This is a genomic window from Acinetobacter sp. YH12040, assembly GCF_013420005.1.
Classification (GTDB): Bacteria; Pseudomonadota; Gammaproteobacteria; order Pseudomonadales; family Moraxellaceae; genus Acinetobacter; species Acinetobacter amyesii.
Window position 1 is genome coordinate 248,939 of record NZ_VOZB01000004.1, and the last position, 13,916, is coordinate 262,854.

The 13,916-nt window shown below is 39.7% G+C and carries 15 protein-coding genes; 5 read left to right on the plus strand and 10 right to left on the minus strand.

Annotation, left to right across the window (positions count from 1 at the left end):
• Window positions 1-212: 212 nt before the first annotated feature.
• From FTT99_RS06395 to FTT99_RS06410, 4 genes are all read left to right on the plus strand, one after another.
• Window positions 213-824, plus strand: a complete 612-nt coding sequence (locus FTT99_RS06395; RefSeq protein WP_111885838.1) for an OmpW family protein — start codon at window positions 213-215, stop codon at window positions 822-824.
• 156 nt (window positions 825-980) lie between these two features.
• Window positions 981-1,328 carry a lysozyme inhibitor LprI family protein gene (locus FTT99_RS06400; RefSeq protein ID WP_078189819.1) on the plus strand — a complete coding sequence of 116 codons (348 nt, stop codon included), beginning with the start codon at window positions 981-983 and terminating at the stop codon, window positions 1,326-1,328.
• 117 nt (window positions 1,329-1,445) lie between these two features.
• Window positions 1,446-3,365 carry a molecular chaperone HtpG gene (gene htpG / locus FTT99_RS06405; RefSeq protein ID WP_180065892.1) on the plus strand — a complete coding sequence of 640 codons (1,920 nt, stop codon included), beginning with the start codon at window positions 1,446-1,448 and terminating at the stop codon, window positions 3,363-3,365.
• A 154-nt stretch (window positions 3,366-3,519) separates the two neighbouring features.
• The gene (locus FTT99_RS06410; RefSeq protein ID WP_180131203.1) at window positions 3,520-3,795 is read left to right on the plus strand and encodes a hypothetical protein; all 276 of its coding nucleotides are present in this window, start codon (window positions 3,520-3,522) and stop codon (window positions 3,793-3,795) included.
• A 68-nt stretch (window positions 3,796-3,863) separates the two neighbouring features.
• On the opposite strand, the gene FTT99_RS06415 is transcribed toward FTT99_RS06410, so the two are convergent.
• The 5 genes from FTT99_RS06415 to FTT99_RS06435 form a co-directional block, all read right to left on the minus strand.
• On the minus strand, window positions 3,864-5,024 hold the full coding sequence (locus tag FTT99_RS06415) for a hypothetical protein (RefSeq protein ID WP_180131206.1): 1,161 nt from the start codon (window positions 5,022-5,024) through the stop codon (window positions 3,864-3,866).
• A 98-nt stretch (window positions 5,025-5,122) separates the two neighbouring features.
• Complete coding sequence (locus tag FTT99_RS06420; RefSeq protein ID WP_180131208.1) at window positions 5,123-6,571, minus strand: hypothetical protein; 1,449 nt, start codon at window positions 6,569-6,571, stop codon at window positions 5,123-5,125.
• Window positions 6,568-6,762, minus strand: a complete 195-nt coding sequence (locus FTT99_RS06425) for a hypothetical protein (RefSeq protein ID WP_180131211.1) — start codon at window positions 6,760-6,762, stop codon at window positions 6,568-6,570. Before FTT99_RS06425 ends, FTT99_RS06420 begins: the two co-directional genes overlap by 4 nt.
• A gap of 350 nt (window positions 6,763-7,112) precedes the next feature.
• Window positions 7,113-7,301 carry a hypothetical protein gene (locus FTT99_RS06430; RefSeq protein ID WP_180078040.1) on the minus strand — a complete coding sequence of 63 codons (189 nt, stop codon included), beginning with the start codon at window positions 7,299-7,301 and terminating at the stop codon, window positions 7,113-7,115.
• A 234-nt stretch (window positions 7,302-7,535) separates the two neighbouring features.
• Entirely contained in the window at window positions 7,536-7,784 is a 249-nt protein-coding gene (locus tag FTT99_RS06435) for a glycine zipper domain-containing protein (RefSeq protein ID WP_078192883.1), read from the minus strand.
• Between the two features lie 237 nt (window positions 7,785-8,021).
• Here FTT99_RS06435 and FTT99_RS06440 point away from each other — a divergent pair, with 237 nt between their 5' ends.
• A complete protein-coding gene (locus FTT99_RS06440; RefSeq protein WP_067761311.1) occupies window positions 8,022-8,222 on the plus strand; it encodes a dodecin family protein in 201 nt (66 codons plus the stop codon).
• Window positions 8,223-8,298: 76 nt separating this feature from the next.
• Here the strand turns inward: FTT99_RS06440 and FTT99_RS06445 are convergent, their stop codons facing one another.
• The 5 genes from FTT99_RS06445 to ompR form a co-directional block, all read right to left on the minus strand.
• Window positions 8,299-8,985 (minus strand): DsbA family protein, encoded by a 687-nt coding sequence (locus FTT99_RS06445; RefSeq protein ID WP_111885832.1) that lies wholly within the window; start codon window positions 8,983-8,985, stop codon window positions 8,299-8,301.
• Window positions 8,986-9,133: 148 nt separating this feature from the next.
• Entirely contained in the window at window positions 9,134-9,553 is a 420-nt protein-coding gene (locus tag FTT99_RS06450) for a GNAT family acetyltransferase (RefSeq protein WP_078189811.1), read from the minus strand.
• 126 nt (window positions 9,554-9,679) lie between these two features.
• Window positions 9,680-11,197, minus strand: a complete 1,518-nt coding sequence (locus FTT99_RS06455; protein WP_078192882.1) for an acetyl-CoA hydrolase/transferase family protein — start codon at window positions 11,195-11,197, stop codon at window positions 9,680-9,682.
• Window positions 11,198-11,403: 206 nt separating this feature from the next.
• A complete protein-coding gene (locus FTT99_RS06460; protein WP_180024744.1) occupies window positions 11,404-12,864 on the minus strand; it encodes an ATP-binding protein in 1,461 nt (486 codons plus the stop codon).
• 246 nt (window positions 12,865-13,110) lie between these two features.
• Entirely contained in the window at window positions 13,111-13,875 is a 765-nt protein-coding gene (gene ompR / locus FTT99_RS06465) for a two-component system response regulator OmpR (protein WP_078189809.1), read from the minus strand.
• Window positions 13,876-13,916 lie beyond the last annotated feature (41 nt).

Sequence of the window (13,916 nt, forward strand, 5' to 3'; positions counted from 1 at the left end):
ATTAATTCTGATTAAAAAGGTTGGTATATTATGAATAATAAATTAATTATAATGGTGAAAATATAAAACCAAGCATTGAACTATGATTAAAATAAATATATTTAATTAATAATAACTTATATAATAATGTAATAAATTATTAAATAATGTTATTGCATAATTTTAATACTAATGTTTAATATTAATTATTCATTCTAGAAGGTTGCTTTAAAATGTTAAAACAAGCTGCTCTTATTGCATTATTGGGTATGTCTGCTTCAGCGATGGCTGGTCAATGGCAGGTTAAAGTTGGTGCTTCTGTAATTGCTCCAACTGCAGATACTGATATTGCTAATGGTGCTTTAAATGTAAAAGCAGATCATGAGTTTGCATTTACACCGTCTGTAGAATATTTCTTTAATGACAACATTTCAGCTGAATTACTATTAGCTACACCAATTAGTCATGATGTGGATGTAACAGCTGCGGGTTCAAAAGTTGCTGGTGTTAAATTGAAACATCTTCCACCAACAATTACTGCGAAATATAACTTTAAAAATTCAACTGGCTTTACACCTTACATTGGTGTGGGTGGTACAGCATTTGTTGCTTGGGATGAAGATGGTTCAGGTGTGCTAGAAGGCACAAAGGTTAAAGTGAAAGAGTCTTATGGTTTTGCTGGCCAAGTTGGTTTTAACTACCAACCAGCTGATGCTAAAAACTGGGGCGTATTCTTTGATGCACGTTATGCTCAAATCCAGCCTGAAGTTCAAACAGTTGTCGAAACTTTTGATTTAGATATCGATCCTATGGTGTATACAATTGGTTATAGCTACAAATTCTAAGCTGTAACTGATCTTAAAACCCTGCCATTAGGCAGGGTTTTTTATGCAGAATATTCCATTCATCAGTTGATCGAATTGAACAAATAGGCAATAGAAAATTAAGGTGGAACTGTTAGAGTCGAAATAAATCAGCAAGTTGGAAGAAGAGAAAAGACGATGAAAAAAATTATTCAGGGTATGCTGGTCTTGGGCAGTGCTTATTTTATTTCGACAAGTTATGCCGCAAGTTTTGATTGTAAAAAGGCGAAAACCATTACCGAACATGCGGTTTGTGATAACCGGAGTATTAATGATGCCGATGTCAAAATGGCAACAACCTATACGATTATTCGTCATTTGGTTCCCATGGGGACACGTGGTGCAATTCAAGATCAACAAATAAAATGGCTACAACTACGCGATCAGTGCCGTGACAATGTCAGTTGTTTAAGTGATGTATATAAAATGCGGCAGCAAAAACTGGATCTCTACATGGACCGCGTTTATAAACAAGGACCTTTTTAAACCTTAAAATTTAGTGCGACAGAATAAAAATTTTCCATTCACACTATTGAAAAATAGTGAAGTCCCTCCATTCATATAGGCAATTGATAATTTTACTCAGTATGAACGGAGAGACTGATGAGCGAACAACAATCTCAAAAACACAGCTTCCAAGCGGAAGTGGCTCAGTTACTGCATTTAGTAACACATTCTTTATATTCAAATCCTGAAATTTTCCTTCGTGAGTTAGTATCAAACGCATCTGATGCCTGCGATAAATTACGTTTTGAAGGCATTAACCATCCTGAATATTATGAAAATGATCCAGATTTACATGTGCGTATTCATTTAAATAAAGAGCAGAAGACAATTACCATTTCGGATAATGGTATTGGTATGACACAACAAGAAGCGATTGATCATTTGGGTACGATTGCTAAGTCTGGCACTAAAGATTTTATGTCGAAGCTTACGGGTGATCAAAAGTCAGATGCACAATTGATTGGTCAATTTGGTGTGGGCTTCTATTCAGGTTTTATTGTTGCTGAAAAAATTACAGTGGAATCACGTCGTGCTGGGGTAAATGCTGCTGAAGGGGTACGTTGGGTTAGTAATGGTACAGGTGAGTTTGATGTAGAGCCAATTGATAAGGCTTCACGTGGAACCGACATCATTTTGCATTTACGCGAGGATGCTTTAGATTATTTAGATCGTTACAAAGTTAAGCAGATTATTAATAAATACTCTGATCATATTAGTTTGCCAATTGAGATGCAGAAAGAAGTTTGGCAACAAGAGGAAGCTGCCGAAGGCGAAGAAGCAAAACCTGGTCAATATGTACTGACGGATGAGTGGGAAGCGATTAACTCAGCAAGTGCATTATGGACGCGTAATAAAAATGAGATCAGTGAAGAACAATATACTGAGTTTTATAAAAATCTGAGCCATGATTTTGAAGCCCCGCTTGCGTGGACACACAACCGTGTAGAGGGAAGTACGGAATATACACAGTTACTTTATATTCCATCTCGCGCACCAAGTAATATTTTCACACGTGAAGCTAAAGCAGGAATTAAGCTGTATGTGAAACGTGTATTTATCATGGATGATGCGGATAATTTGATTCCAAATTATTTGCGTTTTGTTCAAGGTGTGGTTGATAGCGCAGACTTACCACTTAATGTAAGCCGTGAATTATTACAAGAAAGTCGCGACGTGAAAACGATTCGTGAAGGTAACGCCCGCCGTATTTTAACGGTGCTAGATGGTTTGGCGAAATCTGAAGATGTTGCTGATCAAGAGAAGTTTGCAAAATTCTACGCTGAGTTTGGTTCAGTCTTAAAAGAAGGCTTAGGCGAAGACATGGCGAATCGTGAGCGTATTCTAAAATTATTACGCTTTGCTTCGTCAAATAATGATGAAGTGAAAACATCATTTGCAGACTATAAAGCCAATATGAAAGAAGGCCAAAAGGCAATTTACTATGTGACTGCTGATAGTTTAAATGCTGCGAAAAACTCACCACAACTTGAATTGTTCAAGAAAAAAGGTATCGAAGTGCTGCTCATGACTGAACGAGTGGATGAGTGGGCGATGGAATTTGTTTTTGAGTTTGATGGAACACCATTACAGAATGTATCAAAGGGTGCAGTTGATTTGGGTGATCTACAAGATGCTGAAGAGAAGAAAGCACTTGAGGAAGCTGCTGAGCAGTTTAAACCTGTTGTTGAAAAACTGTCGGATGCGTTAAAAGATAAGACCTCTGAAGTGCGTGTAACAACACGTTTAGTGGACTCTCCTGCGTGTTTGGTGGTTGCTGAGGGTGAGTTGTCACCGCAACTGGTTCGTATGCTGAAACAAGCAGGCCAAGCGGTACCTGAATCAAAACCAGTCTTGGAAATCAATCCATCCCATCCGTTGGTACAAAAATTAGAAAGTTCGGTGCAGTTTGATGACTTAGCAAATGTTATTTTTGATCAGGCGTTGATTGCTGAAGGCGGTTTACCCGAAGATCCTGCCCAATACATCAAACGGATTAACAGCTTATTGCTGAAGTAACGGTAGATATGAAATGAACCTCCTTCGGGAGGTTTTTTTATTTGGTTTTTCGATAGAGCACATGAATAAAAACGTCCATGTTTTAATCTTTAAAATAAATTAAAAATAAGTAATTAATCTATAATAGCGATCGTTAAGTATTGGGAATCTTAAGATGAAAATTTTAGTGATCGCTGTAATGGGCTCGCTGCTGTCTATGGGCCTCATGCAATCTGCTCAGGCAGACAGCGCTAAGCAAAAAATGGTGCGTGATGACCGTGTGCAGGTTTCAAAGCAGATCGCACAATACGATATCAACCCTTTTGTTGATAGTCGCCGTGTGATGCGAAATGATCGTGTTCAGTATAGTTTTCCTAAAGTGAAAAAAGTCGCTGAAAAACAGCCAAGTATTGTACGTAATGATCGTGTACGTGTGATTAAGAAAAATTGAAGCTGAGTTATTTAAAAAAAGCCCATCCTGTTGAGATGGGCTTTTTATTCGCTGTGAAATAGCGGGTTCTAGAACAAGGCTTCAAGGCGCACTAAAGCGCCCACAAAGTGGCTTTTATCGTCACGATGGTTGTTGAGGTAGTTGAGATCACCTTGGATATAAAACCATTCGCGCAGAAAGGGCTGTCGCCATGATACATAGGGTCCCCAACTGTTTAAACGCAGTTGATCGTTATTGTAAAAACCACCTGTATATAGGCCGTAGTTGAATCGGTTACCTTTAAAAAATTGGTGTTGGCGGTAACTGAAGTTATCCCATTTCAGATCATCATCCTGTGCATCTGCATAGGTCAGGTTGAATTGGTTTGAAATAAAGGGTTGGCCTGGACGGGCATGGGTTAATTCTAAATTGGTTCTTAGATAATTTTTACTATCGATACCATAACGATAAATTTGTTCGGCTAAAAAACTGTAATCATTGTCGAGTTGCCATTTTTTAGCTGCTTTTAAGCGGACATATAGGTCATCACCAGAACGTAAACCGAGATCAACGTCAGTTTCGAAGGGCAGTCGATCTGAAATTTCTGACCAACGTAAAGCCAGTGAACTGTTATCTTCACGGGTTTGCTTATTGTCATAATTTTTATCACTACGCCCCGCAGGGTTTTCATTGGTAATTGCAGCATTATTTTCTAATTCATTATCAAGTGAGTCATCACCAAAGACCACACTCAATTTTTTTTCTAAAGTGGGAAGCTTAATTTTACCGCGAATACGTGGCTTAATTTCGTATTCATCGTGCTTATTCCAACTGTTGTCTAAAATCACCCTAAGGGTAGCATTGGCTGGTTTATCAGGCTCACTTTGCCCAAACCAGTTATCCATGCGAACGGCCGTTCGATCTGCCCAATTTCGGACTTTCTTCTGTTGTCGATCGGTCCAGCTATTATTTTCCGTTTGTTCTATTGTCGGAACAATGGGGTGATCTGATTGTTCAGGTAAGAAGGTCGGTGTTGCATCAATCCAACGTGGAATTTGATCTAAAAAATCATAGGTCTTTGGCGTGATATACGATGAATTTTGGTCAGTTTCAGGCACATCCTGCGAATGTTCACCCTCAGTTTCATTGACGACAGCATCAGTTTCATTGGCCCAAGCAACTTGATACATCAAGCTCATTGATGCGGAAAAAAGCAAAGTCCGAATAAAGTACTGTTGTTTTTTATGCATATGTTTTGGCTCTATTTAATTATCATCTGAGTATCCTGCATCTGTAGTTTTGTTATTTTTATCGGATAAATGCAAGCCAAACTACAAAATAAATGCAATTAATCTTCGGTCATTTGCTTAAGTGCTTGATAAAGCGAAATCACATCAATGGGTTGAGGCAATTGTTGGATCACATTTTGGATGCTTTGCCAATTTAAACCTTGCTGTCGATGGAGGATCAAATAGGGAAGGGCTTGTTCGGTACGCAAGAGTGCCATGCGTTTTTGACCGTGGATTAAACGTATTTTTTGACGTTCTTGTAATAATAACAGCGGGGTATGTAGCGTCGGTTCAGGTTCATCAAAATGAATGAATTTTTGCGTATGAATTAACTGTGCCGGGATAAATGGATAATAGTCGTTTTGCGACCAAATTATTTCAGCCTGCTGAGACTGTTGATAGAGCTGATCAGGTGCAGCACAGAGTTGCTCTAGATTGTCCCATGTCATGACTTTAATCGCGGCAATTTCATGTTGATGTTGTTGGCAAAACAGTTGAGAGAGTCGAATGGCTTCCATTTGCGTTTGTGCACCAAACAACAAGAGATATTTGATGAAGCGACCTTCGGTATTGATTTGCTCTGCTAAATACAGTGGCTGGTTTTTCCAATCTGTACCATCTGTCGTATGCAATAGAACATCAAGTTGCGTTGTGAGTTCAGGCTGATCTATAAACTGCAATTCATACAAGGCCAATTGCGCATCGATGTTTTGCAGCGTTTGAACGCGAGCGGTATATTGAGCGATTTGAACCTGTTCAGGAAGTTCAACGCCTGCCATTGTCGAGTTGAGATTTTCCTCCGATGGGGCATGTGTTGGCTGCTCAATTAGAACAAGAGGAACGGTATCAGGTGCAGAAAGCTCTGGTTTATTTGTATTTGAGTTATCAAGCAACGTATCTGCTTCATTGATTTGCTTATCGCAATGATCTAGATCGACAGATCCGTCTTTATTTATCGCTTCAATTGGCAGTAGGACATCCACACTTGTTGCAACAGTGCTTGGTGCTGTGCTGACTTCGTCCTTTAGGCGTACGGCATGTAGACGTAGATCGATATCACTGATTAAACATTTATATAGCTGTTGTTGTTCAATTAACCAATCATAGCATTCGCTAAAATTGCCCCATTCACTGAGTAGAGCCGTGCGCTGTTTGGCTGGAATCATCCAAACTTGCCAACCTAACTCATGGTCATGCAGCAAGGCCCAACCCATCTCTGGATATTGATATAAAGCACTTTCGAGTGCAGCGTCATGGTTAAAATAGCCACGAAATAACCATGAATATGGCGTTTGTTTGGCAAATTCAGTGGCAGCCATCTGTGGTTCAGTTAATGCGCGATAACTTAATATTTGCTTTTGAAAAATCGGTTCGTCACATAAGGCAAAAATTTCATGAATCCGACGTTTAGAAAGCGCAGTTTCATAAAAACTCAAAGCACGGTGTTCAAGTTGATGGGTGAGTACATGGATTTCTTTTATTAATTGTACTTTCTCTTGTAAATTCATTTGTCCGCTTCCCAAAGGACTTTTTGTGCTTTTTCTAAATATTTAGCCAATACAATATTGGTTGCAAGTTCTACTAATTTATATTCAGCCGAATTCGGGTTTCGATATGTATTGGCCAATTCAATCAGGTGTTCAATATCGATAACCTGCGGTGAAATTTTTCCTTGTATCAGTGCCTGAAGTTCTTGCATAGGACAATGTAAATTTAAAAATAAAGAAGTCGATTAGTTCATTTGATTATAGAGATTTCATTAAAAAAAACATGGAAATAAATGTCAGCTTCTACAAATTAAGCGTTAAATATGACAATTAATGCGCATTTTGTTTAAAAATAATACCAAATCATTAGCTTAAAGATAGGTTTTGCAAAAGATATAGCGGTATGGTTTGATCAATTTTTTTGAAGTCATCATCAGCGATCGAGCGCTTTTAGATGTTCATTTTTAATGTTAAGTAAAGAATAAAGCCCAAATAAAAGGCACAAAAAATAAAAAACCGATGGTGGGAGCCATCGGTTTTTTATGGAAAAATCAGCTAAAAATTAAGCTTTTTTTTCTGTGTTTGTTATAACTTCAGTTGTATCAGCAGCTGGAGCTTGGCTCTCTGCATTGGCAGTTTCAGCAGTTACAGCTTTTTTTACTGGAAAATCTGGTACGTAAACGATTTGTGCAGAAACAGTTGCAGAAAGCGCCATCACAGCAACAACCATAGCATATTTGATTGCGTTCATTTGTGTATTCCTATCAATCATTAGTAACTCAAAAATTGAGTCAGGGAGAAAATTAATCACTTGAATTTATGTGAAAATAATATCAAAAAATAATCAATTAAAAATGATCGATTCGGCAACGCAAGATAAACGGTATGAATTTTTATTTATATAAAACAGTCTATTAGAGTTATTGCTCTAGAGTTTTTAGTGGCTGAGTGACAGCGGCGTATCACTCAGATATAGATGAAAAATCTATGAATGTTTGGCACATTTCTTTTCATAGACTTTGCCTGCGATACCACCAATAATGGCACCACTAATCGTACCAAAAACAGGCAAAATACTGCCTGCAACAGCGCCGATCGCAGCACCTTTGACGGTCGGAGAAAAACGTGAGAGAAAGCTATTCTTCCCTGTTTGGGACTCATTGGTGGTTGTTTGAGGGGGTGTATTGGTAGATAGTTCGGTTTCAGCAGAAGTTGCTTGAGGTTCAATAGTCATGACATTACTCCCGAGCATGATCGTTAGAAGAATGAAGCTTTTAGCCTAATCGGTAGTGGCCTTGGCTTAAACAGAAAGCATGTAATAAATGATGGTCAGTTTGTAATCCCTCGAAGTGGAATTCACTCCTGTGTAAGACATGTAATATTTTGCTGTTTTGATGTTTAAAAAATAACCAAAATAAGTGACTTAATCATATGATGAAGATTCAAAATCATAACAATGAGGATAAATACAATGTCTGTTGCTAAAGTCGTTGAAGTAAATGCAAGTAGCACAAAAAGTTTTGAAGATGCGATCCAAACGGGAATTAATAAAGTCACTGAAACCGTAAAGAACGTTCAGGGTGCATGGATTAATGAACAAAAAGTTGTGGTGAAAGACAATAAAATTGCGGAATATCGAGTGAACTTAAAAATCAGCTTCTTGGTGGAATAAGTTTCATTTTATTGATGTTAAAAACTGATCATAAAAAATCCCCGAAGTTCGGGGATTTTTGATTGAACGCGCTGAATTATTTTTCAGGTGTTTCACAGCTTTCATCATTACAGACAGGTGTAGGAGCAAGCTCAGGGAGTTCCGCAGCTTTGTCCATCACTTTTTTAAATACATCTTTCGGTTGAGCGCCTGCTAAAGCAATGCGTTGCTCAAATACAAAGAACGGTACACCCGTAACTTTAAGTTGATCGCGTGCTACTTCTTCGTCGTATTTGACGAAATCAGCAAATTCATCTGAGTCTAATAAGTCATCGACTTCAACAGGGTTTAGACCAATACGAGATGCAACGTCTTCTAAGGTTTCACGTTCACCAATGGCCAAGCCTTGCGTCATATAGCTATAGAAGAAAGCTTCTTTGGCTTCACTGCCGAGACCTTTGCTTTGTGCAAGATGAATCAAGCGGTGCGCGTTGAAAGTATTGCCTGAATTGGCTTTTTGCCAGTTAAATTCAATACCTTCAGCTTTTGCCATTTCGGCAATATTGCGCTGCATTTCCTCTACTTCTTCAATACTGCGGCCATATTTTTGAGCTAGACGTTCAGTATTAGAAATTTCTAGGCGAGCGGGCGCATCTGCATCAAGTTGATAGCTATGCCAAAACACTTCAAGCTCTACACCCGATTCTTCGGCAGCAGCTTCAAGGCGTTTTTTCGCAATATAACAAAATGGGCAAACCACGTCTGACCAGATATCTACACGCATGGGAAATCTCTTTTCTATGTTCTGGGAAAATGATGGGGGCAAATCCTAAAATTTAAAGCCAAGCAATGCAATCCATTTTTGTTTCGATGGCGCAATGTCGTTTTTTTTTGATTTTGTTACAAGGATTGAATGAAGATTTGTCGAACGATTAATCCGTGATTAAACGTTTACCCAAACAAATCACTTCAACCTCTTCATAGCCCAATTGTTCATAAAAATTTTGTACGTCAATGTTGTCTTGGCGAATCAGTAATTGAAGTTTTGGGCAGCCTAAAGCAATTAAGCGTTTTTCTAATTGTTGAATGAGGGCGGTAGCGACGCCATTACGTTGAAAATGTGGATGTACGGCAAGATAATTGACCCAGCCTCGGTGTCCATCATAGCCACCCATGACAGTTGCAATCAGTTGATCATCTTTGACCGCCAACAAGAATAATTGATCACGTTGAGCCAATTTTCGAAATATATCAATTTCAGGGTTATTCCATGGGCGGGTCAGATCACACAGTTCCCAAAGTGCAATCACATCATCTAAATCAGATTCGAGATAGGGGCGGATAATAAACATAATTTTTGTTTTAGCATGTATTTTGACCAATTTAGATTAGTCGAGTTTTGCAGACTTGATAAGTCATATTGAAAAATAAAAGCCATAAAAAAACGCTCCGAAGAGCGTTTTTTATTTCACTGTCAATTAAGCCGTTTTCACTTCAGGTTGAGCAGCTAACATATGGCCGTTCTCTTCGAAGTTGATGTGCCAAGACAATGCTTCACGTAGAAGGTGAGGTGTTTGACCACCTTTCGCACAAGCACGGTCGAAGTAATCATTTAATGCTGCACGGTAGCTTGGGTGTGCACAGTTGTCGATTACAGCACGAGCACGTTCACGTGGAGCAAGACCACGTAAGTCAGCAAGACCTTGTTCAGTAACCAAGATGTCAACGTCGTGTTCTGCATGGTCAACGTGAGAAGCAAATGGAACAACAGAAGAAATGTCGCCACCTTTTGCAATTGATTTAGTCACGAAGATCGCCAAGTGCGCATTACGTGCGAAGTCACCTGAACCACCAATACCGTTCATCATTTTTGTACCGCAAACGTGAGTTGAGTTCACATTACCGTAAATGTCAAACTCAAGTGCTGTGTTGATACCGATGATACCTAAACGACGTACAAGTTCTGGGTGGTTAGAAATTTCTTGTGGACGTAATACAAGTTTGTCTTTGTATTGTTCAAGGTTATTAAATACTTTTTCGCCATATTTCGCAGAAAGCGTAATAGAGGAACCTGAAGCAAATTTCATTTTGCCTGCGTCGATCAATTCAAATGTACAGTCTTGAAGTACTTCAGAGTACATGATCAAGTCTTCAAAGTTTGAATCTTTAAGACCAGTCAATACTGCGTTTGCAATTGAACCAATACCTGCTTGTAATGGACCTAGGTTTTTCGGTAAACGACCTTCAGCGACTTCTTTTTCAAAGAAAGCGATAAGGTGGTTTGCAATACCTTGAGTTTCATCATCAGGGGCAGTAACTGTAGATGGAGAGTCATGCAATTCGTTGTTAAATACGATACCTACGATTTTTGAAGGATCGATGTTGATTGCATGTGTACCAATACGTTCGTCAACATGAGTCAATGGAATAGCTTGACGTGTTGGACGATATGTTGGGATATAAATATCGTGTAAGCCTTCAAATGCTGGGCTTAAGTTGGTGTTGATTTCAACAATCACTTTTTCAGCAAAAATTGCGAAGCTTGCAGAGTTACCTACAGAAGTTGTAGGGATGATGCCACCATCTTCAGTGATCGCAACAGCTTCAATAATTGCTACATCAGGCTTTTTAAGCTGAAGGTTACGCATTTGTTCAACTGTTTCAGACAAATGCTGATCGATGAACATTACTTCGCCTTTGTTGATCGCTTTACGTAATGTATTGTCTACTTGGAACGGTAAACGACGAGCAAGAACACCTGCTTCAGTCAATTTTTTGTCCAAATCGTTACCCAAGCTCGCGCCAGTAATTAGGGTGATTTTAAGAGGATTAGCATGAGCCTGTTGAACCAACGCTAAAGGTACAGCTTTCGCTTCACCTGCGCGTGTGAAACCACTCATACCTACCGTCATACCATCCTGAATGAATTCAGCAGCTTTTTCTGCGCTGATAACTTTGTCGTGAAGGGCAGCTAAACGGATGCGATCTAAAGACATCATATACTCTCGTGAAATTCTCAAAACTGATACGGATTGTACCGATCAAAAAAGCCATTTTGCATCCCTGTTAGGCTAAGGTCTAATTTTTTGAAAAAATGTGGGTATAAGATTTTATTATGATTTTTAAGATACTGAATAATAAAGTTAAAAATAACAATGGTTAAGGATTAAACAAAACTGTTCGTTGCTTTTTTGAACGCTTGTTAAAAGCGTTCAGTTAAACTTTGCTTAATTTTTTCCAACGGGCTGTTGTTTAATATTTCATCATTTTCGAGTTTTTGCAGTGGTAAAGAAATGATCGCTTCGAGTCCACCTTCTGCTCGATTGTGAATTGAAAGTTGACCTTCGTGAATATCCACAATACGTTTTACAATGGCTAAACCGAGTCCACTGCCTTGAATGGTACGTGCATCATTACCACGTACAAAAGGTTGCATCAGGTCTTCAATTTGGTCTTCAGGAATCCCTTCGCCATTATCGGCAACGCGAATTTGAATATGGTCACCTTCATATTCGGTAGACAGTTCAATCGGCTCGGCACCATAGCGTTTTGAGTTATTGATTAAGTTGCCTATTAGTCGTTTTAACGACAGGCTACGTGCTTGAATAATCGGTAAGTCTTGAGGTTCAAAGCGAATATCTAAAGGTTTAAATTGAATCACTAATTCCTGCAATAGCGCATTTAAATCAGTATCTTGCGGAACCTCATCAGAGCCATCTCGCATATACGAAATGAACTGATTCAGAATTGCATCCATATCTTCAACATCGTAAATCAGACCTTCTTTTAGGAAGTCATCATCAGGCATCATTTCTGCGCTGAGTCGAATACGGGTCAGCGGAGTACGCAAATCGTGGGAAATACCGGCCAACATGATGCGACGATCACGTTCAGTTTGTTCCAGCGTGTAGACCATGTGGTTAAAGGCTTGGTTTACTTCACGGATTTCTTGTGGCCCATGGTTGGTTTCTAAATAAGGAGCAGTGCCTTGTTTACTATAGTTGTTTGCCGCATCTTGTAAACGTTTTAGTGGACGGTTGAGCTGACGAACCAAGGTTAAGATAATGATGCCAGCAATCAGCGGAATACCCAATAACCAACCTAAAATCAGCTCTGCGCTATAGTTGGCATAGGTTTTTAAAGGCTCGCGAACCCAGTTTCCATTCATTTCTGGAGTTTGAATCCAGATGCGTGGGTCAGGTTTAAATTGGAAATACACGGTCGCATTATCAATGCGCATTTCTTTGGCCAGTTTCTTTTCAATTTGATTGGTAAAGAACTCTGCAATGACTTTGTCTTTGACATTGGGGAATTCTTTCGGATCGGTCACATATTCGATCCCGACACGGTTGCGCATCCAGTCGTCGACATCTACTTCGGCATTGTTATGAAAAATCCGTAAATCAGGATTGTTAATGATTTCAAGTTCGACCGCGAGGTAACGGGCATGTTGTTGAATTTCGGGTAAATAGAGTGTGCGCCAAAAGAACCATAAGGACATAAACAGGCTAAAAAACACCACAAATAAGACCAATACGGTGGTCCGCATAGCTGCAGAGCGGGGTTTGATTTTATCGAGGAAGCGTTCCCAAGGTGTCCGTTTTTTTTCGGAGTAGGTAACGTAGTCGGTAAATTCCTGTGGGTCGATGGGTTCGAGTTTCACGCAGAATCCTTTAAGCAAATTTTTTGAAAGGCAGTTTTTATTCTTTGCGATGGAATCTTACTGCTGGAACGTTCTTCGGGAGGAGTTCGTTATGTTACTTTTTAAAAAAGTAACCAAAATTTTTGCCATTCGCTGAACTCGCGCACATTACTTTTATTCATTCAATTTCAAGTGGCTCGGACAGCAGCGAATGGCATTTCCGGACAAGAGGTACGGTGACTCGATTCTCAGGTCTTATTTTATGGCTTATTCAGCACCATCTGGAACAAAGACATAACCTACGCCCCAAACGGTTTGAATATAGCGCGCACGTGCCGGGTTTTCTTCAACCAAACGACGCAGGCGAGAAACTTGAACGTCAATTGAACGCTCCATAGCACCCCATTCACGACCACGAGCAAGATTCATTAACTTGTCGCGTGTCAGTGGTTCACGAGGGTGTTGAACTAATGCTTTGAGTACGGCAAATTCACCCGTGGTTAATGTGACGACTTGACCTTCACGGGTTAATGTACGAGTAGACAGGTCGAGTGACCACGGACCAAAAGACACCACTTCCATTTGTTGGCTTGGTGCGCCCGGAACTTCACGCACTTGGCGACGTAGGACCGCACGAATACGAGCTAATAGCTCATTCGGGTTAAATGGTTTTGGTAAATAGTCATCTGCACCGGCTTCAAGTCCTGCAATACGGTCTGAATCGCTACCACGAGCGGTCAGCATAATGATTGGGGTATCGATGCTAGATTGGCGCAGACGGCGACAAATACTCAAGCCATCTTCAACAGGTAACATAAAGTCGAGCACAATCAGGGAAAAGAGTTCCCGCTGCAACAGACGATCCATCTGAGTCGCATCATGTGCGGTTTTGACCACAAAACCTTTATCTTCTAGGAAGCGTTGTAAGAGGGTGCGTAGACGCACATCATCATCGACAACCAGAATGCGTTCGACTCGGTCGGTTTCGGCTTGTACGGCATCTGTTTTTTCAGCAGGTACAACTAAACTCATGACGTGCTCCTTATTCTTTATTGTCATCGTAAACAAAAAGT

Coding starts and splice junctions, on each gene's coding strand:
- htpG (WP_180065892.1), top strand. CDS start 1,446: ATGAGCGAACAACAATCTCAAAAACACAGCTTCCAAGCGGAAGTGGCT.
- FTT99_RS06410 (WP_180131203.1), top strand. CDS start 3,520: ATGAAAATTTTAGTGATCGCTGTAATGGGCTCGCTGCTGTCTATGGGC.
- FTT99_RS06415 (WP_180131206.1), bottom strand. CDS start 5,024: ATGCATAAAAAACAACAGTACTTTATTCGGACTTTGCTTTTTTCCGCA.
- FTT99_RS06440 (WP_067761311.1), top strand. CDS start 8,022: ATGTCTGTTGCTAAAGTCGTTGAAGTAAATGCAAGTAGCACAAAAAGT.
- FTT99_RS06395 (WP_111885838.1), top strand. CDS start 213: ATGTTAAAACAAGCTGCTCTTATTGCATTATTGGGTATGTCTGCTTCA.
- FTT99_RS06455 (WP_078192882.1), bottom strand. CDS start 11,197: ATGTCTTTAGATCGCATCCGTTTAGCTGCCCTTCACGACAAAGTTATC.
- FTT99_RS06445 (WP_111885832.1), bottom strand. CDS start 8,985: ATGCGTGTAGATATCTGGTCAGACGTGGTTTGCCCATTTTGTTATATT.
- ompR (WP_078189809.1), bottom strand. CDS start 13,875: ATGAGTTTAGTTGTACCTGCTGAAAAAACAGATGCCGTACAAGCCGAA.
- FTT99_RS06420 (WP_180131208.1), bottom strand. CDS start 6,571: ATGAATTTACAAGAGAAAGTACAATTAATAAAAGAAATCCATGTACTC.
- FTT99_RS06435 (WP_078192883.1), bottom strand. CDS start 7,784: ATGACTATTGAACCTCAAGCAACTTCTGCTGAAACCGAACTATCTACC.
- FTT99_RS06450 (WP_078189811.1), bottom strand. CDS start 9,553: ATGTTTATTATCCGCCCCTATCTCGAATCTGATTTAGATGATGTGATT.
- FTT99_RS06430 (WP_180078040.1), bottom strand. CDS start 7,301: ATGAACGCAATCAAATATGCTATGGTTGTTGCTGTGATGGCGCTTTCT.
- FTT99_RS06400 (WP_078189819.1), top strand. CDS start 981: ATGAAAAAAATTATTCAGGGTATGCTGGTCTTGGGCAGTGCTTATTTT.
- FTT99_RS06425 (WP_180131211.1), bottom strand. CDS start 6,762: ATGCAAGAACTTCAGGCACTGATACAAGGAAAAATTTCACCGCAGGTT.